30 protein-coding genes are annotated in these 25,495 nt (G+C 69.9%); 10 read left to right on the top strand and 20 right to left on the bottom strand.

The features are described from left to right. The first annotated feature begins 62 nt into the window (after positions 1-62). From BJ964_RS09030 to BJ964_RS09020, 3 genes are all read left to right on the top strand, one after another. Positions 63-863: a lytic polysaccharide monooxygenase gene (locus BJ964_RS09030; protein WP_188120256.1), complete on the top strand. Its 801-nt coding sequence runs from the start codon at positions 63-65 to the stop codon at positions 861-863. Further along, positions 860-1,477 (top strand): DUF305 domain-containing protein, encoded by a 618-nt coding sequence (locus BJ964_RS09025; protein ID WP_229806969.1) that lies wholly within the window; start codon positions 860-862, stop codon positions 1,475-1,477. The genes BJ964_RS09030 and BJ964_RS09025 overlap by 4 nt, the downstream gene beginning before the upstream one ends. A gap of 83 nt (positions 1,478-1,560) precedes the next feature. Continuing rightward, positions 1,561-2,694: an outer membrane protein assembly factor BamB family protein gene (locus BJ964_RS09020; RefSeq protein WP_188120255.1), complete on the top strand. Its 1,134-nt coding sequence runs from the start codon at positions 1,561-1,563 to the stop codon at positions 2,692-2,694. On the opposite strand, the gene BJ964_RS09015 is transcribed toward BJ964_RS09020, so the two are convergent. After that, on the bottom strand, positions 2,675-3,088 hold the full coding sequence (locus BJ964_RS09015; protein ID WP_188120254.1) for a hypothetical protein: 414 nt from the start codon (positions 3,086-3,088) through the stop codon (positions 2,675-2,677). The genes BJ964_RS09020 and BJ964_RS09015 overlap by 20 nt on opposite strands. Positions 3,089-3,278: 190 nt before the next feature. On the opposite strand from BJ964_RS09015, the gene BJ964_RS09010 reads away from it, so the two are divergent. Then, the gene (locus BJ964_RS09010; protein WP_188126862.1) at positions 3,279-4,526 is read left to right on the top strand and encodes an MFS transporter; all 1,248 of its coding nucleotides are present in this window, start codon (positions 3,279-3,281) and stop codon (positions 4,524-4,526) included. Between the two features lie 57 nt (positions 4,527-4,583). Here BJ964_RS09010 and BJ964_RS09005 read toward each other — a convergent pair whose 3' ends face one another. Further along, positions 4,584-5,360: a hypothetical protein gene (locus BJ964_RS09005; RefSeq protein WP_188120253.1), complete on the bottom strand. Its 777-nt coding sequence runs from the start codon at positions 5,358-5,360 to the stop codon at positions 4,584-4,586. 172 nt (positions 5,361-5,532) lie between these two features. On the opposite strand from BJ964_RS09005, the gene BJ964_RS09000 reads away from it, so the two are divergent. Beyond that, on the top strand, positions 5,533-6,369 hold the full coding sequence (locus BJ964_RS09000; protein WP_183224183.1) for a phosphoribosylaminoimidazolesuccinocarboxamide synthase: 837 nt from the start codon (positions 5,533-5,535) through the stop codon (positions 6,367-6,369). Between the two features lie 47 nt (positions 6,370-6,416). Here the strand turns inward: BJ964_RS09000 and BJ964_RS08995 are convergent, their stop codons facing one another. From BJ964_RS08995 to BJ964_RS08980, 4 genes are all read right to left on the bottom strand, one after another. Further along, positions 6,417-7,022: a malonic semialdehyde reductase gene (locus BJ964_RS08995; protein ID WP_188120252.1), complete on the bottom strand. Its 606-nt coding sequence runs from the start codon at positions 7,020-7,022 to the stop codon at positions 6,417-6,419. Positions 7,023-7,218: 196 nt separating this feature from the next. Next, positions 7,219-7,557, bottom strand: a complete 339-nt coding sequence (locus tag BJ964_RS08990; protein WP_183224188.1) for a winged helix-turn-helix transcriptional regulator — start codon at positions 7,555-7,557, stop codon at positions 7,219-7,221. 10 nt (positions 7,558-7,567) lie between these two features. Then, entirely contained in the window at positions 7,568-7,762 is a 195-nt protein-coding gene (locus tag BJ964_RS08985; RefSeq protein ID WP_188120251.1) for a hypothetical protein, read from the bottom strand. Continuing rightward, positions 7,759-8,058 (bottom strand): hypothetical protein, encoded by a 300-nt coding sequence (locus tag BJ964_RS08980; protein ID WP_188120250.1) that lies wholly within the window; start codon positions 8,056-8,058, stop codon positions 7,759-7,761. The genes BJ964_RS08985 and BJ964_RS08980 overlap by 4 nt, the downstream gene beginning before the upstream one ends. Before the next feature lie 282 nt (positions 8,059-8,340). Here BJ964_RS08980 and BJ964_RS08975 point away from each other — a divergent pair, with 282 nt between their 5' ends. After that, complete coding sequence (locus BJ964_RS08975; protein WP_188120249.1) at positions 8,341-9,231, top strand: helix-turn-helix domain-containing protein; 891 nt, start codon at positions 8,341-8,343, stop codon at positions 9,229-9,231. A gap of 59 nt (positions 9,232-9,290) precedes the next feature. Here BJ964_RS08975 and BJ964_RS08970 read toward each other — a convergent pair whose 3' ends face one another. Then, on the bottom strand, positions 9,291-9,527 hold the full coding sequence (locus tag BJ964_RS08970; protein ID WP_043533013.1) for a DUF397 domain-containing protein: 237 nt from the start codon (positions 9,525-9,527) through the stop codon (positions 9,291-9,293). Positions 9,528-9,788: 261 nt separating this feature from the next. On the opposite strand from BJ964_RS08970, the gene BJ964_RS08965 reads away from it, so the two are divergent. Continuing rightward, entirely contained in the window at positions 9,789-10,022 is a 234-nt protein-coding gene (locus BJ964_RS08965; RefSeq protein WP_188120248.1) for a hypothetical protein, read from the top strand. After that, complete coding sequence (locus tag BJ964_RS08960) at positions 10,015-10,374, top strand: hypothetical protein (protein ID WP_229806970.1); 360 nt, start codon at positions 10,015-10,017, stop codon at positions 10,372-10,374. The genes BJ964_RS08965 and BJ964_RS08960 overlap by 8 nt, the downstream gene beginning before the upstream one ends. Before the next feature lie 172 nt (positions 10,375-10,546). Here the strand turns inward: BJ964_RS08960 and BJ964_RS08955 are convergent, their stop codons facing one another. From BJ964_RS08955 to BJ964_RS08945, 3 genes are all read right to left on the bottom strand, one after another. Further along, positions 10,547-11,410 carry an SAM-dependent methyltransferase gene (locus BJ964_RS08955; protein ID WP_188120247.1) on the bottom strand — a complete coding sequence of 288 codons (864 nt, stop codon included), beginning with the start codon at positions 11,408-11,410 and terminating at the stop codon, positions 10,547-10,549. A 48-nt stretch (positions 11,411-11,458) separates the two neighbouring features. Beyond that, complete coding sequence (locus BJ964_RS08950; protein ID WP_188120246.1) at positions 11,459-13,033, bottom strand: GGDEF domain-containing protein; 1,575 nt, start codon at positions 13,031-13,033, stop codon at positions 11,459-11,461. A 119-nt stretch (positions 13,034-13,152) separates the two neighbouring features. Beyond that, complete coding sequence (locus tag BJ964_RS08945) at positions 13,153-14,724, bottom strand: MDR family MFS transporter (protein ID WP_188120245.1); 1,572 nt, start codon at positions 14,722-14,724, stop codon at positions 13,153-13,155. A 112-nt stretch (positions 14,725-14,836) separates the two neighbouring features. Between BJ964_RS08945 and BJ964_RS08940 the strand changes: the two genes are divergently transcribed. After that, positions 14,837-15,436, top strand: a complete 600-nt coding sequence (locus BJ964_RS08940) for a TetR/AcrR family transcriptional regulator (RefSeq protein ID WP_188120244.1) — start codon at positions 14,837-14,839, stop codon at positions 15,434-15,436. A gap of 6 nt (positions 15,437-15,442) precedes the next feature. Here BJ964_RS08940 and BJ964_RS08935 read toward each other — a convergent pair whose 3' ends face one another. Then, on the bottom strand, positions 15,443-16,006 hold the full coding sequence (locus BJ964_RS08935) for a TetR/AcrR family transcriptional regulator (protein ID WP_188120243.1): 564 nt from the start codon (positions 16,004-16,006) through the stop codon (positions 15,443-15,445). 58 nt (positions 16,007-16,064) lie between these two features. On the opposite strand from BJ964_RS08935, the gene BJ964_RS08930 reads away from it, so the two are divergent. Then, positions 16,065-16,820, top strand: coding sequence for a dienelactone hydrolase family protein (locus BJ964_RS08930; protein ID WP_188120242.1), 756 nt, complete (start codon positions 16,065-16,067; stop codon positions 16,818-16,820). Here BJ964_RS08930 and BJ964_RS08925 read toward each other — a convergent pair. From BJ964_RS08925 to BJ964_RS08885, 9 genes are all read right to left on the bottom strand, one after another. Further along, the gene (locus BJ964_RS08925) at positions 16,813-17,235 is read right to left on the bottom strand and encodes a VOC family protein (protein ID WP_188120241.1); all 423 of its coding nucleotides are present in this window, start codon (positions 17,233-17,235) and stop codon (positions 16,813-16,815) included. The genes BJ964_RS08930 and BJ964_RS08925 overlap by 8 nt on opposite strands. A 38-nt stretch (positions 17,236-17,273) precedes the next feature. Continuing rightward, the gene (locus tag BJ964_RS08920; RefSeq protein WP_188120240.1) at positions 17,274-17,624 is read right to left on the bottom strand and encodes a hypothetical protein; all 351 of its coding nucleotides are present in this window, start codon (positions 17,622-17,624) and stop codon (positions 17,274-17,276) included. Positions 17,625-17,629: 5 nt separating this feature from the next. Beyond that, positions 17,630-18,793, bottom strand: coding sequence for a non-hydrolyzing UDP-N-acetylglucosamine 2-epimerase (wecB, locus tag BJ964_RS08915; protein WP_188120239.1), 1,164 nt, complete (start codon positions 18,791-18,793; stop codon positions 17,630-17,632). Between the two features lie 291 nt (positions 18,794-19,084). Beyond that, positions 19,085-19,858 carry a hypothetical protein gene (locus BJ964_RS08910; RefSeq protein WP_188120238.1) on the bottom strand — a complete coding sequence of 258 codons (774 nt, stop codon included), beginning with the start codon at positions 19,856-19,858 and terminating at the stop codon, positions 19,085-19,087. A 122-nt stretch (positions 19,859-19,980) separates the two neighbouring features. After that, positions 19,981-20,607, bottom strand: coding sequence for a GTP-binding protein (locus tag BJ964_RS08905; protein WP_220147543.1), 627 nt, complete (start codon positions 20,605-20,607; stop codon positions 19,981-19,983). Next, positions 20,585-21,046 carry a DUF742 domain-containing protein gene (locus BJ964_RS08900; RefSeq protein WP_188120237.1) on the bottom strand — a complete coding sequence of 154 codons (462 nt, stop codon included), beginning with the start codon at positions 21,044-21,046 and terminating at the stop codon, positions 20,585-20,587. The genes BJ964_RS08905 and BJ964_RS08900 overlap by 23 nt, the downstream gene beginning before the upstream one ends. Then, entirely contained in the window at positions 21,043-21,489 is a 447-nt protein-coding gene (locus tag BJ964_RS08895) for a roadblock/LC7 domain-containing protein (protein WP_188120236.1), read from the bottom strand. Before BJ964_RS08895 ends, BJ964_RS08900 begins: the two co-directional genes overlap by 4 nt. Further along, positions 21,486-24,419: an ATP-binding protein gene (locus BJ964_RS08890; protein WP_188120235.1), complete on the bottom strand. Its 2,934-nt coding sequence runs from the start codon at positions 24,417-24,419 to the stop codon at positions 21,486-21,488. The genes BJ964_RS08895 and BJ964_RS08890 overlap by 4 nt, the downstream gene beginning before the upstream one ends. Further along, positions 24,406-25,470 carry a hypothetical protein gene (locus BJ964_RS08885; protein WP_229806971.1) on the bottom strand — a complete coding sequence of 355 codons (1,065 nt, stop codon included), beginning with the start codon at positions 25,468-25,470 and terminating at the stop codon, positions 24,406-24,408. Before BJ964_RS08885 ends, BJ964_RS08890 begins: the two co-directional genes overlap by 14 nt. Positions 25,471-25,495 lie beyond the last annotated feature (25 nt).

Raw genomic sequence — 25,495 nt, 5'->3', positions numbered from 1 at the left:
TTATGGCAGCCACTCCTAATGTTCGGCCGGTAACTGCCAGGTCGAACCGTTGGAGAGCTGACATGCGCAGGAAGATCGCCTACCCGCTGGCCACCCTCGGGATGGTCGCCTCCACCCTGGCGGTCGCGTCGTCGCCCGCCCTCGCACACGGCTACGTCTCCTCGCCCCCGAGTCGGCAGGCGCTCTGCGCGGCCGGCACGGTCGCGAACTGTGGCGCCATCCAGTTCGAGCCGCAGAGCGTGGAGGCCCCGAAGGGGTCCAAGCAGTGCAACGGCGGAAACGCCAACTTCACGGTCCTGAACGACGAGTCCAGGAACTGGCCGGCCACCACCGTCGGTAGGTCGGTGACCTTCAACTGGGTGCTGACCGCCCGGCACCGGACCGCCACCTGGGTGTACTACGTGGACGGCGCCGAGGTCGCCTCGTTCAACGACAACAACGCCATCCCCGCGGCCACCGTCTCGCACACCGTCGACCTGAGCCGGTTCTCGGGCCGGAAGACGGTCCTCGCGGTGTGGAACATCGGGGACACCGTCAACGCCTTCTACAACTGCGTGGACGTCAACGTCGGCGGTACCGGCTCGACGACGCCGACCACGGCGCCGACCACGGCCGCGCCGACCACCGCTCCCACCAAGGCGCCCACCACCGCTCCCACCAAGGCGCCCACCACCGCGCCGACGATCGCCCCGACCAGCACGACCGCTCCTGGGAAGGGGGTCGCGTGGGCTCCGGGAGTGTCGTACAAGACCGGTGACGTGGTGAGCTACGAGGGCGTCTCCTACCAGTGCCGCCAGGCGCACACGTCGATCCGCAGCTGGGAGCCCGGCATCTGGACGCTCGCCCTCTGGCTGCCGCTGTGAAGGCCCGTCACGTAGCCGCCCTGGTCGTCGCGGCCGCGCCGTTCCTGCTCGGGGCGTGCGGCACCGCGGTCGACAAGCAGGAGGCCGCGCCGGCCGCCACGGCCCCGGCGCAGAACGTCAAGAACGTCTCCGAGATCACCGCCGGGTCGACCTTCAACGACACCGACGTGATGTTCCTCCAGATGCTGATCGACAACCAGCAGCAGGGGCAGCAGATGGCGCAGATCGCCGCCAAGCGGGCCGGTCGCCCCGAGGTCGTCGAGCTGGCCAAGGCCGTACAGGTCACCCAGGCCGACGAGATCAAGATGATGACGAACTGGCTCACCGAGTGGGGCAAACCCGCCACCCTCGACGAGCGGACCAGTCTGCACGCCGATCACGGTGGTCTGCCGGCCACCAGCGAGAAGGAGATCGCGGCGCTGAAGACGATGAAGAAGGCGCAGTTCGAGACCGCCTTCCTCAACCTCTTCCTGGGCCACCAGCACAACGCCGTCGAGTTCGCCCAGCTCGAACTCTCCAAGGGCGGCAACGAGCAGGCCAAGGCCTTCGCCGAGCGGGTCAAGCAGTCCCGCACCGACCAGGTCCAGCAGATGCTCAAGCTGCTCGCCGGCTGAATCAGCGGGACCAGAATGGGACGGCCCACCCGGGTCGTCCCATTCTTGCTCTTCAGGCAGGTTGGTCCGCATACCTTATGTGCATGCTTGCCTGGTTCCTCTCCGTCACCCTTGCCGCCGGCGCGGCAGCGAGCCCAGCCGCCGCGGCCGTCACGCCGGTCTGGGACCACCCCGGCTACGACGCCGAGAACAGCTACTACAACCCGGCGGAAAACGTGATCAACGCCGGCAGCATCCGGCGGGTCGGCAAGAAATGGCAGGTCAAGCTCCGGTCCAGCGACACCAGCTGCTCCGGCTGGTCGGCCCCCCTGCTGTCCGGAGGGCGCGTCGTCGCCAGCGACCAGCTCGGCGTCTCGGCCTACGCGGCGGACACCGGGCGGCTGCTGTGGCGTTACGACTGGGACGACCCCGGCGACAACGGGACACCACGGCTGGGAGTCGTCGACGGGCTCGTCATCCTCGCCAACAACGGCTGCAACTCACAGAGCGACCCGGACGGGCAGATCATCGCCCTCGACCTGCGCAGCGGGCTGCCCCGCTGGAGCCAGAGCACGGACATCCCGGTGAACGACACCGCCGTCGACAAGGGCGTCATCGTGGTGTCCGGTGGATCGCCCTCGGACGAGGACAAGGTCGTGGCGTTCTCGGCCCGGGACGGCCGGACCCTCTGGACCAAGGCGAAACACCTGTCCTCCGGGGTGTCCGCGAACGGGACGATCCTGCTGCGCCGGACCGACGGCAGCGAGGCCGCCGAGGGCGAGAGCGCCGCCGTGGACATCGTCAGCGGGCGGGTGCGATGGACCCGCAAGGCCGACTGGACCGCGGAAGCCGCCGACCCGGACGGCACCCGGTTCTACGTCCGGGACAAGCAGGCCGAACGGCTCAGCGCCGTCCGGGTCGCCGACGGGCAGCCCACGTGGACGGCGCCGCCGCTGCTCCAGTCCATGATCGCGATCGACGGGAACCGGCTCTACCGAGTGTTCGACCAGGGCATCGAGGCGCTCCGGGTGACCGACGGGAAACGGGTCTGGAGCGTACGGGCGGCCGCCGACATGGCCCAGCCGGTCCGGGCCGGTGGACTGCTCTACAGCGCCGGGCAGGTGCGGAAGGCCGCCGACGGGACGGTGACCGGGCCCGCCTACGACGGAGCGGTCATCGTCGCCGGCGGGCGGATCCATCAGGTGCTCGACGGGACGCTCAGCGCGTACGCCCCCTGAGCCGCCGATGCCGGAGGTGCAGGGAGAGGAACCCGACCAGGACCGACGCCGACGCCAGCGAGACGAAGATCATCAGCGCGCCGACCGCCCACAGGCCGGTCTCGTCATCGGAAGCCGTCATGCTGAACGCCGCGGTGAACCCCAGCGTCATGGCGGCCGCCGCGGACAACGGCAGCACACCCAGCTGCACGGCGCCGAACATGATCACGATCAGGCTCAGGACGCAGCCCACCACCTGCCACGCCTGGTACGGGCCACTGCCGTCGGCCTGGTACTCGTGGTCCCAGCCCAGCCAGCCGAACCAGGTGAGCGCGGAGAGGACGGCCACGGCGAGGGCGCCGACCGTCTGAAAGATGGAGCGGGCCCTGGTGGGCTGCGCGGGAACGTCGGTCATGGCAGGGAGCGTAATCCGGGTGCTTCACCCGTACCGGGAAAGGTCTTTCTGAGGAGCGCAACCATGCAGGTTGCGATTGCGGTGTTCCGGAGGCTCCGGCCGAAGCGGAACGCGAGGCCGGCCCGAAGAGGGAGGCGGCACCGAGAGACGGCGCCACTTTCCTCGTGGGGGTGCCGCCGCCTTGGCTCCGATGTTCGCGCCGCTCCGAGAGCGCAACTACCGCCTGTGGGCGGCCGCCGACCTGGTCTCGGTCAGCGGCACGTGGATGCAGGTGCTGGCGCTGAACTGGCTGATCCTGACGGCGACCGGCTCGGCCACCGCGATGGGCGCGGTCATCATGCTGCAATCGCTGCCGGTGCTGCTCCTCGGCAGCTGGGGCGGCGCGCTCGCCGACCGCCTCCCGGCCCGGCCGCTGCTGATCACCTTCCAGGCGCTCCGCGCTCTGCTCGCCCTCGCCCTGATCCTCCCCGCCCTCCTTCCGGCCGCATTCGCCGGCGGCAACTGGCTCATCTACGGCGTCGCACTCGCCTCCGGCGTGATCGGCGCCTTCGAAGGCCCGGTGCTCGGCCGCTTCGGCTCGGCCCTCGTGCCCAAGGACACCCTGGCCTCCGCCGTGGCGCTCGGCTCCGTCCTCAACTCGGCCGGCCGCATCGGCGGCATGGCCCTCGGCGGCGTGCTGATCGGTATCACCGGCCCGTCCGCCCTCTTCCTGATCAACGCCGTCTCGTACCTCGGCGTGATCGCCGCCCTGCTCGCCATACGCCTCGGTGACATGCGCACCCTCGCCTCCGCCCCCGCCGGCCAGGGCGGCGTGCTGGCCGGCTTCCGCTACCTGCTCGGCCAGCCGGTCATCCTGATCGTCCTGGCGCTGTCGTTCGTGCTCGGCTCCCTGGGCCGCAACTACCAGGTCTCGATGGCCGCCATGGTCTCCGGCCCGCTGGGCGGTTCGTCCGGATCGTACGGTCTGGTGTCGACGGTCTTCGCGGTCGGCGCGGTCGCCGGCGGCCTCCTGCTGGCCGGCAGCGGCCGCTCCACCCTGCGCGTCCTGCTCGGCGCTGGCCTCCTGATCAGCGTCCTGCAATTCTGCTCCGGCCTGGCCCCGAACATCCTCGGCTTCGCCGCCCTGATCCTGCCCATCGCCGCCGGCGCCGTCATCGTCGACACCATCGTCTCCACCCGCGTCCTGCTCGACACCCGCGAGGAGATGCGCGGCCGCGTCCTCGCGACCGTCGGCATCGTCTCGTCCCTCTCCGCGATCGTCGGCGCCCCCGCCATCGGCTGGCTCTGCGACTCGCTGGGCCCCCGCGGCGCCCTCCTCCTGGCCGGCACGGTCACCACGACCGCGGCGGTGGCGGGTGGGCTTGCGCTGGTGCGCTTGAAGGGGCGGTCGCTCAGCCTGGCATTCCTGCTGGGTCGCCCCACCGAACAGCCCGCCTGACCCACACCGGCGATGCCGCCCGATCTTCCCGCCGGGCGGCATTCTCTGGTTTCTCCGTCAAGAACGGAGAAGGTGACCGTCCTGGGAATCGGTGAAGGACGTGCCGTCACGCCAGATGGCGCCGATCCGTGCGACCTCCAACAGACCCATCAGGTCCTCGTTGGGCCGGCTGGGAAGAAGAATCGCCAGATCTACCTCGAAGTCCAGGTAGCGGCGGTAATCGTAGAGTTGGCCAACCGCGAACCGGAGAAGATCGCGATCCGTGGTCGCCTTCACTTCGATGAGGAGGTTGATGGATTGGTCGTAAAGATCGACACGAAGTGTTGATTCCGGTGCCTTGATCGCTATGCCACGCAGCCGTTGTCCTTTGGGATCCCGCCACACTCGGAACTGCTCCCGAAGTTCGGCCTCCGCCTGCTTGGCTTCCCTGACTGTCTCTTGAGTGGTGACGGCGACCGGCTCGGTGTTCGGCAGCTCTGGCGCGATTATCCGGACACCCGCACCGACGCGGCTCACCGAGAAGCCGCTGTTCAGCAGCGTAAGGCGGGAACGCGCTTGGGCCACGGCACGAGCCAAAGCCGCGGGATTCCCGCGGAGCGACTCCCAAATGCGGAGGGGTTCGCCAGTCAAGGGCTTCAACCCTTTACCCGGCTGATCGGTGCCGGCGAAGTTGCCGACCCGCCTGCTGACCGAGCTGGGACTGCGGCCGAGAAGGCTGGCTATCGCCACAACCTCGGGGTCACCGGTTCCCACCGTGCGGCCTCGTCGCAGCCAGAGATCGCCCACGATCCAGTATTCGTCGAGCAGCCATGGCAAACCGTCGCGAACGCCCATCGATAGCACTCCCCGCGTTTTCGGCGGACCGTATCGGTGGGCGCCCTAGCGGCGTGCCAAGAAGTCCGCGTCTGTGTCGTTCAGGGGTGCTCCCGGTGGGAGGTGTGCTCCTGGCGCGCGGTGTTCGATAGCGTGAAAGCGCACCTCACCCGCCGCCCACCGAGGGGAACAAGTGGAGCTCCTGCACTCCGGCAAGGTCCGGGACGTCTACGCCGACGGCGACGACCTGATCCTGGTCACCTCCGACCGGATCTCGATCTACGACGTCATCCTGCCCACGCCGATCCCGGACAAGGGCAAGATCCTCACCCAGCTCTCGCTCTGGTGGTTCGACCAGCTCTCCGACGTCATCCCGAACCACGTCATCTCGGCCACCGACGTGCCGGCGGAGTGGAGTGGGCGGGCCATCCGGTGTGAGCGCCTGGAGATGGTCATGGTCGAGTGCATCGCGCGTGGTTACCTGGCCGGGTCGGGGCTGAAGGACTACGAGCGCAACCGGACGATCTCCGGCAACGTGCTGCCGGAGGGGTTGGTGGAGTCGTCCCGGCTGCCGGAGCCGATCTTCACGCCGAGCACGAAGGAGCCGGTCGGCGGCGGCCACGACGAGCCGCTCACCTTTGAGCAGACGGTCGACCGGGTGGGTAAGGAGCTGGCCGAGGAGCTGCGCCGGGTCACGCTCGAGGTGTACCGCCGCGGGTCGGAGATCGCCGCCGCCAAGGGCATCGTCATCGCCGACACCAAGATCGAGGTCGGGTACGCGAACGGCACGCTGAAGCTCGGCGACGAGGTGCTCACGCCGGACTCGTCCCGGTTCTGGGGCGCCGACGAGTGGAAGCCGGGCAGCGTGCCCCGCTACCTGGACAAGCAGTTCCTGCGGGACTGGTCGGGGCAGCTCACCGACTGGAACCGGACGGCGCCGGGCCCGGAGATCCCGGACGAGGTGGTCGAGGCCACCCGTAACCGGTACGTCGAGGTCTACGAGCGCCTCACCGGCGACCGCTGGCGCTGACGGAAACGGCCCGGTGGCGAGGCGCCACCGGGCCGTTTTTCACGGATTCAGGCCCACTGGACCGTGGTCTCGTGGGGCAGGCGGGGCAGCCGGTCGCGCCACGCGTTCTCGCCCGGGTGACCCAGGTTGACGACGACCAGTGACCGGTAGCGCCCGCCGGGGAAGAACTCGGCGTCCACACCCGCCTTGTCGAAACCGCTCATCGGGCCGGCGACCAGGCCGATCGCCCGCGCCGCGAGGATGAAGTAGCCGATCTGGAGCCCGGCACTGAGGTTGCCGGCGGTCAGACGCAGGGCCTCGTTCGCCTCGTAGACGTCCTTCAGCCCGGGATTGTGCGGAAACACCTCGGGCACGTACTCGTGGAACGACGTGTCCAGCGCCAGCACGGCCACCGCCGGTGCGCTCTGCGATTTGGGCCGGTTGCCCTCGGCGAGATGCGGGATGAGGCGCTCCCGACCCTCCGCGCTGCGCACGAACAGCACCCGCAGCGGCTGCGTGTTCGCCGCGGTCGGCGGCCATTTGGCGAGATCCCAGAGCTCCGCGAGCTCCTCGTCGGTCACCGGCGTGGCCGCGAACGCGCTCGCCGTGCGCGCCTCGGTGAACAGCAGCGCCCGAGCATCCGCGGTCAGACCAGCTCTTGAAAAAGTATCCACTTCTAAAAAACTAGTGGCTTACCATCAGAAAGCCCCCGTGAAGATGATCACTAAGAACCGAAAATCCCTGTCGTAGCGGGGTGGGTGGTACAGACCGCTGCTCCCGCCGAGGGCCCGGCGCGTCTCGCTGGCCGCTGGCGCGTCCAGAACGCGAGCCCCACCGGGCGACGTGCGTGAGCGGTTGCGCTCCAAAACCTCAGGGCAGGTGCTCGTTGGCCCAGAGCGCGATCTGATCGAGAGCCGGCATCAGGGCGCGTCCGGCCTCGGTGAGCGTGTAGGAGACGGAGACCGGTGGGCCCTCGTCGACGGCCCGGATGATCAGGCCGGCCGACACCAGGCTGGACAGGCGGTTGGAGAGCACCGAGTCACTGATCCCGTCGATGCCGCGGGACAGCTCCCGGAAACCGACCGGGCCGTCGTGAAGCTTGCCCAGCACTGCGGCATTCCACCGGCGGCCGAGGAACTCGAAGGCCCGGGACAGCGCGGCGTCTCGGACCCGGCACGACAGCTGCTGCTCCTCATTCACCGCTGTCATGCTGGTAAAACTACACGGGCGAGCGCTGCGCGGTGCTCTGTTGCTGCTCCGACCAGTTGATCGGCATCTTGCAGGCGCCGCACGAGAGTTGCTCGCCGCAGGTTGGGCACCAGTCGTTGGTGCGACGGAGATACCACCCGAGGGCGACCCCGGAGAAGAGGCTGAGCAGCCCGACCACCGCCGAGACCGTGACCGCGCCGGTCATCGCAGCGGATTCCGGCGAACCAGGCGTAGAGCGCGCTGGTCGAGAGCCGGGTCGGCGTCGGCCCGCGACGTCACGTAGGGCGCCGTGAAGGTGTCCACGCCGGTGCCCCGATGGTTCTCCGGCCGGTAGGTGACCGTGACAGCGCGTGGCGAGGCCGCCTCGATGACACCCGCCCGCCAGCCGTCCCGGTAGACCCACACCGGATCTGCTGGCCGGTAGCTCTCGGCCGGGGCCACCTCTGCCGGGTCACGGTAGGGCGGGGTCACGGTGGGAGTGGACGCCATCAGGTTCGGCATGGGGGATTGCCTCCAAGGTGTCGAGGCGGTGCTCCGGTGTTTCATGAGCAACACCCACAACCGGCTGAGCAGCCGAAGATTTCGGCACGCTCCGTCAGCGGTTGGTACGTGTCTGTCAGCTATCATGCTCGTCATCAAGTGCGTTCGCAAGGCCGGATGCACGTGCATCCGCAATGAACGAACGATCGTGAGGCCGCGATCCCGCCGGTACCGCGAGAAGGATCTCCGCTCTAGGATGCGTAAGGCTGCGCCGGCAGTCACAGAGCAGCGACGAGGAGTCAGGTGAGCGCGGGTTCGCAGGAGGAGGCGCCGGGAGGCGGCCCGACCGTGCTGCGCATCCTGCTCGGCTCCCAGCTTCGGAAGCTGCGGGAGTCGAGGGGGATCACCCGGGAGGCCGCGGGTTACGAGATCCGTGCGTCCGGATCGAAGATCAGCCGCATGGAGCTGGGCCGCGTCAGTTTCAAGGAACGTGACGTCGCGGACCTGTTGACCATGTACGGCGTGAGCGACTCGGCCGAGCGGGACGCGTTGATCAATCTCGCCCGCCAGGCCAACAACCCCGGCTGGTGGCAGCATTTCAGCGATGTCCTTCCGGGCTGGTTCCAGGCGTACCTCGGTCTCGAGGCCGCGGCCTCGCTGATCCGGACGTACGAGATCCAGTTCGTTCCGGGCCTGCTCCAGACGCCCGACTACGCCCGTGCCGTGATCATGTTGGGTCACGCCGGCGCCACCGCCGACGAGATCAACCGGCGGGTCGACGTTCGTCTTCAGCGGCAGCAGATCCTCACCCGTTCGGGTGGCCCGCAACTGTGGGCGGTGATCGACGAGGCGGTGCTGCGGCGCCCGATCGGCGGCGTCGAGGTGATGCGCGCCCAGATCGAGGCGCTCATCGAGGCGTCGAAGATGCCGAGCGTCCGGTTGCAGATCATCCCGTTCCAGGCGGGCGGCCACGCGGCGGCCGGCGGACCGTTCGCGATCCTGCGGTTCCCCGAGCCGGAGCTGCCCGACGTGGTCTACGTGGAACAGCTGACCAGCGCCATCTACCTGGACAAGCGCGAGGACGTGGACCACTACGCCATGGCGATGGAGCGCGTCTGCATCGACGCGGAACCGCCGAACCACACGCCGGAGATCCTCGGCAAGCTGCTGAACGAGGTCGGCCGCCCGGCCTGATCAGCACGAAAGGGCCGGCCGCGACATCGCGCGGCCGGACCCGGTCGAATGCCTGAGGGTCAGGCGATCAGGTTGTCGAAGTCTCCGTCGCGGACGCCGCCGAGGAACGCCTCGATCTCGGCCCGGGTGTAGATCAGTGCCGCACCCTCGGGATCGCGGGAGTTACGCACGGCAACATCGCCACCCGGCAGGACGGCGCACTCCACGCAGTTGCCACTTGGGTTGCTGCGCCGGCTCTTCTGCCAGGTGACGCCCTGCAGCTCGCCGGCAGGCATGCCGTTGACCACATAGGTCATTCCAAGCTCCCTAGATTTGCCCCGGATCGCCCATCGATCCGGGAATCGGTGGTCTCTGCGTGCCTAAACTGGGCGCTGATGCAAATGCACGTGCATCTGGCCTTGCGTAGTCACGAGATTCTGAGCATGATAACGCACGTACTGGTTCCTAGGGGTGTCACTCAGGGTGACATCTTTAGGTGACGGGTCGGCTGCGGAGCGACGTCTGCGGCCTCGGCGCGAGGCTCCCTGGCGGGGGCGTCCGAGCGAGAGGTGACGAGTATGTCGATACCCAACTTCGGCCCCGAGCACCCCGATTCGAGTGAGCCCGGCGCGTCCGACAGCTCGCGCCGGGCGAACCCGTTGGTCTACCGGGACGAGCCGTTCGCGGACGATGTGTTCGCGGCGTCGACCCGGGCCAGCGCGGTCACCCACCGTTTTGGATTGAGCCGGCCCGGCGGGACCATCCTGCGACGGCCGCCTGCCGAGGAGGATGAGTCCGACGCGCGTGACTGAGCTCGTCCGTTGCCACCGCCAGCAACGATCCGCCAGGCTGCCGCGGCCCCGGGCGCCGCGTGTCCGTGACCACCGGCTGCGGCCGAGCGGTCCGGCCTGGCCGGTGTACGAGTTCGCCGAATCGGACTACTGCTACGGCATCGGCCCGATCCGGATCCGCCTGCTCCGGGTGAACTGGGCACAGCCCATCCCGCACGAGGGAGACCTCTGGCTCGGCGTCCACGCCATCGTCATCGACCGCACCGGCCGCGAGGGTCCGGTCCGCGAAATGCTCGTCCGCGCCGACAGCGTGCCGGTCCCCCCGGCGTGCAAGCGCCCCCGCCTGAGGGTGTTGCGCAGCACGCCCGTTTGATCACCGGGTGGGCGGCGCGGTTCCCCGTGCTGGGCCGCCCACCCGGGTAGGGGCTCGACCACCTCGTTTTGCTCCATGGCAAACACCGGCGGTGGCGAGGTAGGTGGTTCCCCGACGTCGGCACGCCCCGCGGGCGCCGGGGAATCATCTGTCCCCAGTACCGGAGAAGGGGTTAAGGCTTGCGGGCCACGCCTGACCAGTAGTAGGCGGCCTCCGGGTTTTCGACCTTGCCGTCCGGGCGCCAGGCCGAGACCGGGACCAGGCCGGGCTCGAGGAGCTCCCAGTCGCCGAAGAAGCGCTCGACGGCCTCGCGGTTGCGGGCCACCAGGGTCATGCCGGCGCCGGTGGCGGCGGCGACCGCGGCGTCGACCTCGGCCGGGTTGAAGTCGGCGGTCGGGTGGGTGATGGCCAGGCAGCTGCCGGAGGGCAGGGCGTCGCGCAGCTCGGCGACCTTGGTCCACGGGTCGTCGGTGTCGGCGAGCAGCATCAGGATGGCGATCAGGGTGAGGCCGACCGGCTGGGTCAGGTCGAGGGTGTCGCGCAGGGCCGGGTCGTCGAGGATGGAGCGCGGCTTGCGGATGTCGGCGGCGATGTACTCACTACGGCCGGCGGGGTCGCTGATCATCAGGGCGCGGGCGTGGACCAGCACGATCGGGTCGTTGTCGACGTAGACGACGCGGGTCTCGGGTGCGATCTGCTGGGCGATCTCGTGCAGGTTGGGCCGGGTCGGGATGCCGGTGCCGATGTCCAGGAACTGGCGGATGCCCTCCTTGGCGACCAGGTCACGGGCCGCCCGGTGGACGAACTTCCGGTTCTCGCCGGCCATGTACTTCATGCCGGGGATGGCCTGGATGATCGCCTCTCCGACGGCACGGTCGACGGCGAAGTTGTCCTTGCCGCCGAGCCAGTAGTCGTAGATGCGGGCGGAGTGCGGCACGTTGATGTTGACCCCGGGCGGAGCCACCTCGGTGGGTGCGGAACTGCCCTCTGTCACGACCGCCTCCTTGCGACACAACCTGTCGAGCTCAAGCGCCATCAGCCTAGCCCGAACGATCGACCGACTTCACCCCCGCGATCGGGGATTTCAGGCGGCCGAGGCGTATCCCCGGGAGGCGGCCGAGACGACACGATCACGTCCGGCGTGCTTGGCAGAGTACAGGTGACCGTCCGCAGTGGACAGAAGGGTCGGCTGGGTGGGCGCCGGGACGTCCGCGGCGGCGGCGACACCGATGCTCACGGTGACCGGAAGGCCGTGCGTGAGGTCGCGCCAGTCATGCTCCCGGATCGTCCGGCGGATGCCGTCGAGCAGGGCGAACGCCCGGGCCGGAAGGGTGCCGGGCAGTACGACGAGGAACTCCTCGCCGCCGATCCGCGCGGTGAAACCCTCCGGGCAGACGGCCGCCGCCCCGTCCGCGATCAGGGCGGCCACCTTGACCAGCACCTGGTCGCCGACGCTGTGCGAGAGTCGGTCGTTGACCTGTTTGAAGTGGTCGAGGTCGACCAGCGCGATGGTGAGCGCCGGGTCCGACGCGATCAGGACGGGCAGCACCTCGTCGACGTGGCGGCGGTTGTGCAGCCCGGTGAGCGGGTCGCGGCGGGCCTGCTCGCGGAACCGCTCGGCCTCCTGCCGGGCCTCGACCGTCTCGAACATCGCCTGCCGGGTACGGGTACGCGCTTCCCGCTGGAGCGAGTGCAGATTCTGGTACGCCGTGAAGAACGTCTTGTGCACCGCGAACGCCTCGGCGAACTCGCCCCGGGCGGCGTGCAGCTCGGCCTGCTCCTGGTGCGCCCGGGCGAGGACGTCGACGAGGTCGCGTTCGGTGCACAGGGCCCGGCACTCGTCGAGGCTCTCCTGGGCCCGTGAATACGCCCTGAGGCCGCGCTGCGCCTGGGCGAGGGTCAACAGGTACTCCGGGAGGGCGTCGGCGTCCTCGTGGCGGCCCTCGGCATGCCGCTCGATGCACAGCCGCATGGTGGCCTCGGCCTCGGCGAACCGCCCGTTGCCGATCTGGATGGCCCCGACCGTGTCGAGGAAGGCCGGTTCGAGGGGGATGCCGCGTTCGTCGGCCAGCCGCTGGAGGCGTTTCGCGACCTCTTCGGCGCGCTGCTGGTGGCCGGTGTCGTACTCCGCGTAGGCGTGGTTGTTGAGCAGGCAGAGCAGGGCCGGTGACCCGCTGAGGACGGCGAGCTCCTCGGCCTGCGCGTAGCGGAGCCGGGCGGCGTCCATCGAGCCGGCCGCCCACAGCGCGTCGGCGAGTTTGGTGCGGTGCCAGATGTGCATGTGGGTGGTGGACTCGTCGTCGAGCAGCTCGACCGAGAGCAGCGCGTGCTCCAGGGCCTGCTCGGAGTCGCCGAGGTACTGGTGGATGCAGGCCCAGATCAGATGGGTGCGGGCGAGCAGGAGACGGGCGTCGTTGCCGACCGCCCACTCGTGGACCTGCCAGATCTGTTCGGCGGCCCCGGCGACGTCGCCCGAGCGCATCCGCATGTTGGCCTGGCAGAGCCGGGCCCGGGCGATCAGGAGTGGATCGCCGAGGACCCGGGCGGCCTCCTCGATGGAGATCGCCCGGGTCAACTCGGCCTGCGCGTCCCAGGAACGCTCGTCCTCGATGGTGAGCAGAGCGGCCGAGAGCACCTCGGCGTCGACCGACCGCACCATCCGAGCCTCCTCCTCTGTTCTGCCGACGTGAACCATCGGCCGGGGAACGTTACGACTGAGGAAACCCGAGATTAGCGCTGCGTGAGCGGATCATTCCAAGGAGTGCGGAGTGATCTGCCCTACTTCGTGGAGGCGGGAACCTTCGCGGGGGCGGAGACATCGACCGTCGAGCGCAGCTTGGCCGGCTTCATGGCGACCGCGGCCACCACGCCGATCACCGCGACGCCCATGGAGATCAGGAAGATGTGCCCGGTGGCGTCCCCGTACGCGGCCCGGACCACGTGCTGGATCGACTCCGGCAGGCTGCTCAGGTTGAGCGAGCTGGTGCCCGAACTGCCGCCCGCCGGTACGCCCATCGCGGTGAGCTGCTCGGTGATCGAGTCGGTGACCCGCCGGGCGAGGACCGCGCCGAGGACCGAGACGCCGATCGTGCCGCCCAGTGACCGGAAGAACGCGACGGTCGAGCTGGCCGCCCCGATGTCCTTGAGCGAGACGGTGTTCTGCACGGCCAGGACCAGGTTCTGCATGGACATGCCGACGCCGATGCCGACCAGGGCCATGGCGGAGCCGATGTACCAGAGCGGGGTCTCGTGGTCGAGCACGGAGAGCCCGGCGAACCCGATGACCAGGATGATCGTGCCGGCCACCACGTACGGCTTGATTTTGCCGCTCTTGGTCATGGCCTTTCCGGCGATGGTCGAGGAGAGCATGATGCCGAACATCATCGGGATCATCAGCAGGCCGGCCTCGGTCGGGCTGTAGCCGCGGCCGATCTGGAAGTACTGGCCGAGGAAGACGGAGCCGCCGAACATCGCCATGCCGACCGCCAGGCTGCCGAGGATGGCGAGGGCCGTGGTGCGCTGGCGGACGATCGACAGCGGCACCACCGGCTCGGCGACGCGCGACTCGACCCAGGTGGCGATGCCGAGCAGGGCCAGGCCGCCGCCGACCATGGCGAAGGTCTGCCAGGAGACCCAGCCGAACGAGTCGTCCACGAATGAGACCCAGATCAGGATGGTGCTGACGCCGGCGGCGATCAGGGTGGCGCCCAGGTAGTCGACCTTCACGTTCTCCCGGCGGATGACCGGCAGGTGCAGGGTCTTCTGGAGGACCAGCAGGGCGATCACGGCGAACGGCGCGCCGATGAAGAAGCACCAGCGCCAGCCGAGCGCTTCGGTGTCCACGATCACGCCGCCCAGCAGCGGGCCGGCGACGGTGGCGAGGGCCAGGACGCCGCCCAGGTACCCGTTGTAGCGGCCACGTTCCCGCGGCGGGATCATCGCGGCGATGGCGACCTGCACCAGCGCCTGCACACCGCCCATGCCGAGGCCCTGGAAGGCCCGGGCGGCGATCAGCTGCTCGGTGGTCTGGGTGAAGCCGGCCGCGAGCGAGCCGAGCACGAACAGCACGATGGAGAGCTGGACCAGCAGCTTCTTGCTGTAGAGGTCGGAGAGTTTGCCCCAGATCGGGGTGGTCGCCGTGGCGGTCAGCAGGGTCGCGGTGACCACCCAGGTGTACTGGGTCTGGCTGCCGTTCAGGTCACCGATGATCTTCGGTAGGGCGGTGGAGACGATGGTGGAGCTGGCCATCGCGACGAAGAGCACGAGAAGGAGGCCGGACAGGGCTTCCATGATCTCGCGGTGCGTCATCGGGCTCTGCTGCTCCACCTGGTCCAGGGTGGGTGCGCTCATCAGGCGGCCGGCCTCTCCTCGGAAAGCTTGTACAGACAACTGTCGGCTCAAGGTTGCCCGGTGTGCAAGTTTGCGCGTTGGGAACTGAATCACACGCCGGTACGCTCAGGTCATGAGTGAGGCGGGCCTGCGGGAGCGCAAGAAAGAGGCCACCCGGCAGGCCCTCTACCAGGCGGCCCTGCGGCTGGCGCTGGAGCACGGGCCGGAGCGGATCACGGTCGAGGCGATCGCCGACGAGGCGGGTGTCTCCCGGCGGACCTTCTCCAACTACTTCGCCAACAAGGAGGAGGCGCTCTTCTACGGCGATCTGCGCCGCATGCGGAAGCTGGCCGGGCTGGTCCGGGCACGTCCGGTGGACGAGCCGCCGTGGGCCGCGCTGACCGCGGCCGCCGGCGAGTTCTACGGCGACCGGGGCGATCCCGATCCCGAGTGGATCTCCCGGAGCCGTCTGGTCCGCCGGCACCCGTCGCTGGCGGCCGCCCAGGTGCGGATCTTCGCCGAGCTGGAGCGCGAGCTGGCCGCCGAGGTCGCGGTCCGGATCAAGGACCCAGACCCTTCAGGGGTACGGGCGACGCTGCTCGCCGCCACCTTCCTGGCCGCCCTGCGCATCTCGCTGAACGTGTGGCTGGAGGATCCCACGGCGACGTCGTTCTGGGCGCTGGCCGGTGAGGCGCTGGCCGACGCGGGCCGGGGATTCGCCGCCCAGCGATAGGGCCCCTCAGGCCGGCCGTGTGCCGAGGCCGCCGATGACGAGGGTGAGTTGCCGCCGCCAGGCGTGCGGATCAGCCGAGTGCTGTGCCACCCCGGCGTTCGCCATCATCAGCAGGCCCAGGTCGTCCCGGGTGAAGTCGGACCGCAGCCGGCCCGCCCGCTGGGCCCGGGTCAGCACGTCGACGGCCCGCCGCTGGGCGGCGACCCGCAGCGCGGCCAGCCGCTCGTCGTCGTCGAAGGCCGTGGTGACCAGCAACTCGGCGAGCCCTCGGTCGGTGGCCTGCAACTCGCAGACCCGGGTCAGGTAGCCGACGAACGCCGCCCACGGGTCCGGATGCTCGAGCGCCTGCTCGGCCAGATGGACCGCGGCGGTCATGTGGCTCGCGAAGACCTCGGCGATCAGATGGCGGCGGCTCGGGAAGCGCCGGTAGAGGGTGGCGTTGCCGACGCCGGCCCGCCGGGCGATCTCGTCGAGCGACGCGTCTAGGCCCTGCTCGGCGAAGACCTCGCGCGCCGCGGCGAGCAGGGCTGCACGGTTACGGCGGGCGTCCGCACGCAGCCGGGTGGCCATGGGCCACAGGATACGGCGTGCGGCGTGAATCACGGAGATCCGATGTTACGGTGCCGCTATGTCACCCAGTGAGATCGTTGTCCCGGCTGCTGACGGCGTCGCCGAGGCGTATTTCGTGACTCCGGACGGCGCCGGCCCGTACCCCGCGGTCCTGATTTTCATGGATGCCTTCGGTCTGCGCCCGCGGCTCATGGAGATGGCGCGGCGGATCGCCGCCCGGGGGTACGCGGTTCTCGTCCCGAACCTCTTCTACCGCGACGCGAGCGGCCCCCTGGTCGCCCCGGAGGAACTGACCGACGGCGCGAAGCGGGGCGCCGCGTTCGGCCGCCTGATGCCGATGATCCGGGCCCTCACACCGGAGCGGATCACCGCCGACGCCACCGCCTACCTGGACTTCCTCGCCGGGCAGGAGAAGGTGGCGGACGGTCCGGCCGGGCTGGTCGGCTACTGCATGGGCGGCCGCAACGGGTTGATCGTGACGGCGGCGCTGCCGGACCGGATCGCGGCGCTGGGCAGCTTCCACGCGGGCGGGATGGTGACCGGCGCGCCGGACAGCCCGCACACGGGTGTCGCCGCGATCACCGCCGAGGTCTACATCGCGCACGCCGACAACGACGGCTCGATGACGCCCGAGCAGATCAAGACGCTGGAGGCCGCCTTCGACGCGGCGGGCGTCACCTACACCTCGGAGCTGTACGAGGGCGCGCCGCACGGCTTCACCATGTCGGACACCTCGATGCACCACGAGGAGGGCGAGCAGCGGCACTGGGAGGCGCTCTTCGCCCTGCTGGGCCGCACCCTGCCGGTCAGGTGACGCAGAACTCGTTGGACTCCGGGTCGGCCATCGTCAGCCACGAGTGCGGGCCCTGACGGCCGGCCCAGAGGAAGGTGGCGCCGCGCTCGACCAGCCGGTCGCGGACCGCGTCCCGCTGGTCGGCGCCGACGAAGACGTCGAGGTGCACCCGGTTCTTCACGCTCTTGGCGGCGGCGTCGAACTGGAAGAGGACCCGCTGGTCGGTCTCCGGGTGGCGGATCGCCGCACCGGTCCGCCACACCAGCCTCCCGCGGTGGTGGGTGGTCTCCTCGTCGGTGGCGAAGCCCTTGGCGACCATCTCCTTGATGAACGCCTCGTCCTGGGGTTCCACGTTCCAGCCCAGGGTCTCGGCCCACCAGTCGGCGAGCGTGTGGGGTTCGGCGCAGTCCACGACGATCTGGAAGTCGTATGCCATGGACCGCACGCTACCCACGGTTCAGGTCAGAAAACGGCCTAATTGGCGTACAGGCCGGGGAAGAATCGATCGATCGCGGTCACGTCGTACACGTGCCGGACCTCGTTGATGCTCTGACCGTCCACGCCGAGGAACTCGACCAGGCGGGCCGTGCCGAACGGCGCCGTCAGGTCGTAGATCAGCGCGGACCCGTCCACCGCGTCGGTCCGGGCGACCACCGAGACGCCGTCCGCGAAGGCGGCGATCCGGTGCAGGACCTGGAGCATCTCCTCGTCGTCGACCGGGGCGTCGAGATTCCACTCCGCCTCGACGTCCGGGGCGAGCAGCTTCCGCGCCCCGGGCAGGTCGTCACTGGTCCACGAACGGATCCAGAAATCCACTACGTCCATGTGCCTCAGCCGTTCAGGATCGCGTCGGGGATGTGCGGGGTGACGGGCATGGCCTCGGGGACGGGTGCGAGACCCAGGAGGGCGGCGGTGGCCTGCGCGGTGCGCCGGGCGGCCAGACCGTCACCGTACGGGTTCCCGCCGGCCGTCATGGCGTCACGGCGGAACCGGCTGTCCAGCAGCGTGGACGCCTCCGACACGATCAGCGCGGTGTCCGGGCCGACCGGTTTGGCGCAGTCGGTGTGCGGCGACTCGACCCGCTCGGTGCCGTCGCGCAGCACCAGGGCCGGCACCCCGAACGACGGGGCCTCCTCCAGGGGGCCGCCCGAGTCGGTGAGCAGCAGGTAGGCCTCGGACAGCAGCCGGGACAGGTCCGGGTAGGACAGCGGGCCGGTGACCGTCACCCGATCCACCCCGGCCAGCACGGTGTCCACCTGGGACCGGACCGCCGGGTCCGGGTGGCCCGGCAGGATCACGTCGATGTCCGGGTAGCGGCCGATCAGTTCGCGGACCGCGGCGAGGATCCGGTCGTGGCAGCGCGCGGTCACCAGGATCAGGCGGTTGGTGCCGGTGGCCCGGGCCGCGGCGACGTCCGGGTTCTCGAACGGCTGCTTCCGGCCGGCCAACGCGAGCGTCGCGTCCACCACGGTGTCGCCGGTGATCAGCACGTCGCGGGCCGGGATCCGCTCGTCCAGCAGGTTCATGGCGGCCAGCGGGGTGGGCGCCAGGTGCAGGGCGGAGACCTGGGCGACCAGGCGGCGGTCGCCCTCCTCCGGGAACGGCGACTCCAGGTCACCCGAGCGCAGGCCGGACCCCAGGTGGACGACCGGGATGCGGCGCCAGAACGCGGCCAGCGCACCGGCCATGCTGGTGGTGGTGTCGCCCTGCACGAGCACGGCGGCCGGGGTGCGTACCGACCACAGCTCGTCCAGTTCGCGGACCATCGCGGTGAGCGCCTCGGCACGGCCGCCGGCGGACGGTTCGGCCTGGAGCGTGATGTCCGGCTCGAGACCGAACGCGGCGAGCGCCCCGGTGACCGTCGTGGCGTGCTCACCGGCGGCCAGCAGGACGGGCTCGAGCAGACCGGCCGCACGCATGGCGAGGGCGACCGGGGCGAGCCTGACGGCCTCGGGGTGGGTGCCGCCGACCAGGTGGGCTTCACGACGAGACATGGGGAGCCTCTTCTCGAGGGGATCTCAGGCGGGGATCTCCTCCGCAATGATCACTGTCGGTGTCGTCAGCCGAGGCAGTAGGACACTATGTCGCTACCGAGCGTGACTCAAGGGTGGTGAGCGGAACGGAGGGGAAGATCGGCTAAACGGGCGAAGCCAGACATCTCAGACCGCACTGATCAGCGAAAACCGGGTGTTTTCCGGCAAACGTGAAGAGTGATCAAGTGACTTCGGAGAGTGATGTTCTGGCTCGCGTGACGTTGACTACCGCGAGTAGTGGAAATGCCGCGGTCAGTCCAGGAGGGACGGGTTGTCGCGCAGCATCGCGGCCAGACGGCGGGCCGCCAGCTCCGTCTCCTCGGGACGCTCCACCTGTAGCGGGATCGGCTCGGGCAGCGGCTCCGGGAACCCCGGCTGTGGCTCGGGGTGCGATGGTTCCGGGTATGCGTGTGCGGGCGGCGCGGGAACGTACGAATGCGGGGTCGCCTGGGACGGCACATGCGGAGGCGGCGTCGGCGCGAACGGATGCGGCGTGGTGTTGCCCTGGTCGGCGTAGCCGGCCGGATCGTGGCTGAAAGCCTGCTCGTGGCGGTTGAACACGAAGGGCTGCTCAGCCGTGGTCGGCTCGTCGTAGGCCGCGTGCTCGCCGTAGGCGCCCGCCTCCTGGTAGGCGGGCTCCGGGTACTCGAAGTCGGTGGGGCCGAAGCGGTCCTGGTCGTCGCGGCTGGCCCGGGGGACGGGCGGCGGCTCCTCGGCCGGCTCCTCGACGTCGATCTCGAAATCGACGTGCCGCGGAGCGGCGTCGGTGGCCCGGGCCGTGACCCGATTGTCGGCGTTCACCTGGACCGTGCCGTCGGCGAACGAGAAATGGAGCAGCACCGGGTCGCCCGCGCCCTCGACGCCGACCGTGACGCCCAACTGGGGATTCCGGGCCACCACGGCCGCGATCGCCTCGACCAGCTCGGTCACCGCCGGCGGGGTGCCGTTGGCCTCGCCGGCGGCGCGGCGCCTCAGCTCATCCCGCCGGGCGAGCTTGTCGAGCGCGTCGTCCAGTCCGCCTCGCACTTCACCGTCCTCTTTCGCTGCGCGGTCGCCCGGTTCCCACTCTGCTCCTCGACCGGCCGGTTTGGGAACCGTCCCGTTCTGGGATCGCTGCGGAATCCGTGACCGGGCAACCGGTCACAACCCTATGACTTCATCCGGATCGCCTTGTCGAGTGCCTGGTCCAGCACAACGAGAAGGGCATCCCGCACGGATGCGCGGAACCGTGCGTCAAAGGATATGACCGGCACGTCCTCGCGCACCGCGAGGGCCCACCGAACCTCGTCGATGCTGTACGACATCTGCCCGTTGAAGGTGTTGATGCCGACAACGAACGGGAGGCCCTGGCGCTCGAAGTAGTCGACTGCCGGATAACAGTCGTCTATTCGGTTGGTATCTACCACAACCAGTGCGCCAAGGGCACCCCGGACCAGGTCGTCCCACATGAACGCGAACCGGGTCTGGCCGGGCGTGCCGAAGATGTAGAGCTTGAGCGTCTGGTCGATGGTGAGGACGCCGAAGTCCATCGCGACCGTGGTACCGGTCTTCATGGTCGCCTGACCGGGGTCGTCGATGCCGACGGACTCCGAGGTCATCTCGGCCTCGGTGGTGAGCGGCGAGATCTCGGAGATGGCGCCGACGGTGGTCGTCTTGCCGACCCCGAAGCCGCCGGCCACGATGATCTTGACCGGAACCGGCGCCTTCTTGGGCTCCGGCGCGCCGGGTATGCGCGCGGTACCGACGACGCGGTTAGCTGATGGATCGAAGTCCACGGATCACTCGCATGATGGTCTCGGGGTCAGGTGTGTCGTTGTCCAGCACGTGGACGTCGAGCTGGCCGGTGGCACGCAGGTCGCCGACCAGGATTCGGGTCACGCCCAGGTGCAGGTGGAGGCGCGCGGAGATCTCGGCTACCGAGATCGGGCTCTCCTCGCAGAGAGCCACGATCGCCCTGGTTTCCGGAGAGAGCCGGGACGCCGGCGCACCCGGCACCAGCGTCACCTGCGTCTCCATACCGATGTCGGGATCGCCTCCATCGGTCCGCCCGGCCGTGATGACGAACGGGCGCAGCGTATTGGTCGAGGCCTCGACCGGCGGGTGCTCCCCGGTGGGGGTGTAGCCGCCGGTCGAGTGCTGAGAACCGGATTGCAGGAAGGGCCGGACTCCGGGCCGCGCCGGAGGTACCGGGTCGTCGGAATCCGGGTAGGTCACTGCTGGACTGCGTTCTTCAACTCGGCGATGAGACGCGGGCTCAGGGCGCCACCGGCACGGGTCGCGAAGAGCGTCATCTCGTACGCCAGGGTGCCGAGGTTCGCGGACCGGTCGGCGATGACGCCCAGCACCGAGCCGGCGCTGATCGCGGTCACCAGCAGGTACCCGTCGGCCATGTCGATGATGACCCGGTTCAGGGCGCCCAGCCGGTACCAGCTCGCCGCACCACCGGCGAGGCTGGTGAGCCCGGAGACCACGGCCGCGAGGCGCTCGGCGTTGGGCCGGTCCTTGATCGCGGACATGGCCATCAGGAGGCCGTCCGAGGAGACCGCGATGGCCTCGATCACGCCCGCGGTGCCGGAGGTGAACGAGTCCAGCAGCCAGTTGAAGGTCTTGGCTTCGGCGCTGAGCTGACTTTGCGCGGTGGAGTAGGGGGAAGTCATCGCGGTTGTCCCTCGTGTTGTGGCTGACTTTCATTCAGTGCGAGTGCGACCCCGTACTCGAACTGATCCATCAGGGCTCGGGCGGCCTCGGGGTCGAGCGTGGCCGGGGCCGGCGGGGTGATCGGTTGGCGCATCTCGTCGAGCGGCAGGGTGGCGCCCGGCACACGACGGGTCAGCTGCGGGCCACCGTTGGGTGACGGCGGCGCCGGCGGAACGATCGGCGCGGGCGGCGGCTCCCATGCGGGAGCGGGCTCCGCCCAGACCGGAGCGGGGGTCTCCCACGCCGGAGTGCCGAAGTCGGGAGCCGGCATCGAGACGCTGGTGTCGCTGATGTCGCCGTGGGCCCGGCTGACACCCGCCTCGAAGGCGTCGAACATGGCCCGGGCGGCCAGCGCGTCGTCCGGTGTGGTGGGCACCGCCATCCTCTGCACGGTGGCGTCCTCCGCGGCCGGGAGCTGGCTGCCGGGAACCCGGCGGCGCAGCGGGGCGGCGGGTTCCTCGCGGTGCACCGACGGAGCGGCGACCGGCTCCGGGGTGTACGGCGCGGGGCTGACCGGCGCCGGGATGGCGGCGGCCGGGGCCCAGGCGGTCTCCTGCGGCATCGGGGTGTGCCAGCCACCCTGCCCGGCGGGCAGTTCCGGCCGCGAGTTCGGGACGCGGCCGGCCACCGGGGTGCCCATGTCGTACGCGGGCGCCGGCTCCTGGTACGCCGGGCGCGGCGAGTACACCGGCTCGGCGTCGTAGACCGGCTGGTCCGCGTACGGGTCAGCGGCCGGGGCCGATTCGAGGGCCGGCGCGGACCGCCCCCCGAAAGCGTTCCAGGACTGGCCGGCCTCGACGATCTCGGTGGCCCGGCCCAGCACCACCGGGTCGAACGGCTGCTGGCTGCCCGGCACCGACCGGACCGCGCCGCTGGTGATCGCGACCTCGGTGGTGTTGCCGCGCAGGGCGGGCGAGTAGGCGGGCGCCGCGGCGCCCGGCTCAGCGGCCCGGATCTGCGGCGGCACCGGTGCGGCCGGGAAGGCCGACGGGAAGCTCGGCGCCGCGAGCGGGGCGAGGTTCTCCACCCGGGCGACCAGGTGCGACGGGTTCAGGTCGATCCAGGCGGTCAGACCGCCGTCCGGGGTGTCGGTGAGGGTCACCTCGATGCCGTGCCGGCGGGCGAGCCGGCCGACCACGAAGAGACCGAGCACCTCGGTGGGGGCCAGGTCGAGACGCTCACGGCGGGTCAGTCGCGCGTTCTCCTCGGCCAGACGCTCGGGCGCGAGGCCCAGGCCGTGGTCGATGATCGCGAGGCGGGCGCCGCCGCGCAGCTCGTCGGCGGTGACCGTGACGTTGGTGTGCGGCGGGGAGAACGAGGTGGAGTTCTCCAGCAGCTCGGCCAGGAGCAGCGTCAGGTCGGCGAGGACGGCCGGGACCACGATGATGTCCTCGGGGATGTCCACCTCGACACGGGTGTAGTCCTCGATCTCACCGAGGGCGAGACGGACCACGTCGGAGAGGGCCAGCGGGGCCATGTGCTCGTTCGCGCCGGCGCCACCGGAGAGCACGACCAGCGCGGACGCGTTCCGGCGCAGACGGCTGGACATGTGGTCCAGGCGGTACAGCTCGCGGAGCCGGTCGCTGTCGGTCTCCTTGCGCTCCAGGGAGTCGATCAGGCTCAGCTGACGGCCGACCAGGTTCTGGGTACGACGGCCGACGTGGCCGAACATCTGGGCGACGTTACGGCGACCGAGAACCTGGCGCTCCACCAGCCGGGCGGCGGTGGTCTGCACGCGGTCGAACGCGCGGGCCAGGTCACCGATCTCGTCCTGGGCCTCGACGTCGACCGGGTCGAGTCGAATCGGCCGGACCTGGGCCTCGGCCTCGTCGTCGGCCACGCGCTCCAGCTCGGACTCGGCGGCGCGGGCGATCCGGTCGGCCGAGACGGTCAGACGGCGCAGCGGCCGGGCGACCGCACGGGCCATGAAGATCGACAGTGTGGCGACCAGGATCAGCAGCAGGAAGGTGCCGCCACCGAGGAGCACCGACTGGCGGATGGCGCTTTCCCGGTTGTCGGTCGCCGTGGTGTCCACGTCCTGGGCCACGCGCTTCTCGACGAAGCTACCCAGAACGACCACCGTCTGGAGGGACGGGAAGACCGTCCTGATGTTCAGTTTCTGCAGCGCCCCCGTCGGGTTCGTCTGAAGGCCCTTGACGAAGGTGGAGCCCATACGGCCGGCGAACGCCTGCTGGTTGGCGAGGTAGAGCTTGTACTGCGGGTCGGTGAAGTAGATCCGCGACGTGCGGATGATCGATTCGACCTGGGCAAAGGTCGCGTTGAACTGGCTCAGCAGGAACGCGGCGTCCCGCGGGTTGCTGCTGGCCGCGACCGCCGCCGAGGCCATCCAGCAGGCCGCTTGGTTGATCAGGTCGTCCGAGCGCATGGAGCGGTCCAGCGCGTAGATCTGTCGGCCGAGGCCGGTGGTCAGGTCAGCCTTGCTGGACAGGCCCAGACCGTCGATCAGCGGGTCGACCGCGCCGGTGAAATCCGCGACGACCTGGGAGACGTCGATCGCTTGGTTCAGCACGTTCTGCCGAGTGCTGGTGAGTCGGGTGGCGGCAGCGACGGCACGGCGTAGGGCCACCGGGGCGTCATCATCGGCGAGCCCGGCTACCGCGTCGGCGGCCTCCGCGCTCTGCACCACCAGGGTCGTGCGGTCGATCAGACCGAGTAGATAGCCGACCGAGAGCAGGCGCTCTTCCTGGATCTCGATAAGCGCCGAACTGACCTGGGTGGCCCGCTGGATGGTGTCCGAGATTTCACCGGCGACGCGAGCCGCGTCGACGCGCTCGTAGATGACCGGAACACTCAGGCCGAGGACGCCGAGTAGCGGTACGAGGATCAGCAGGGCGAGTTTGCCCAGGATGCGGAACTTACCGAAGAGCACCGGAACGCTCCCGCCCAGTAGCACTGCCGCCGTAGACGGGGGCCTGGTCGTACGGGCTGACCGCGGACGACCCTGGGCCGTCGCTGTCGGCACGCACCGAGACGTTGCGGCTGCTGTCGAGCGAGTCGCGGACCCGGGCGGCCCGGCTCCGGGTCCAGAAGGCGGCGACCAGCAGCAGCGCGATGGAGACGCCGAGCAGCGCCCACGCCTCGATCTGGCGGATCTGGAGGTCGTCGTCGCGCTCCTCGAGCAGCGTCGACAGCTCCTTGAGGGTCACCGTGGTCAGCGCGTTCAGCGCGGTGGACAGCGTGCTCTGCGCGGTCACCAGGGTCGACACGTTCGGTTGACCACCGTAGTTGGTGCCACGGTTGGCGGACTCGACGCCACGACGGAACGAGTCGAGGTTGCTCACCAGGTTGCCGGCGAGCGTGGAGCTCTCGGTGTCCTCGGCGGCGGCCTGGAGGTGGTCGGTCAGCTTTTCGACGCTCTCCTCGACGGCCGCGACGGCGACGCCGAGCTGCACCTGGAGGACGGCCCGCTGCCGCTGGCCGGCGGCGGCCAGCATGTTGGCCGAGTCGCTCATCCGGCTCACGTTGGTGACCGCCTCGGGCATGTCCACCGTGATGGTCTCCTGGAGGAACCAGATGTCGGACTGCTGGTCCATGTTGAGCTTGGCGTTCTCGCGGACCGCGCTGTACAGCGCGAGGGCCAGCTCGCCGACCTCGACGTGGGAGTCGTAGACGGTCTGCGCGGTGCCGGCGATGCCGGGCAGGCGACCGATCTTCTCCTTCAGGCCGGCCCAGCGGCTGGAGGTGTCCAGCTCCTCGCCGAGGCGCTCGTCCACGGCCTGCACCCGGGCGACGGCGGCGGTCAGCGACTGGGGCTCGGCGGTGACACCCTGCAGAGCCTGCGACTGTGACTCGGCGAGCGCGCTGACCAGCGGCGCCAGGGTCACGAGGTACTCGACACCGTGCTGCTTGAGCTGCGTCTCGTCCCGCTGAGTGTTGATCTCGTCCAGGACACGCAGGAACAGGGCTGCGGTCGGCAGCACGACGAGAACCGTCAGCACCACCGCG

This window comes from Actinoplanes lobatus (assembly GCF_014205215.1).
Classification (GTDB): domain Bacteria; phylum Actinomycetota; class Actinomycetes; order Mycobacteriales; family Micromonosporaceae; genus Actinoplanes; species Actinoplanes lobatus.
This window is presented reverse-complemented; position numbering and strand designations above follow the sequence as displayed.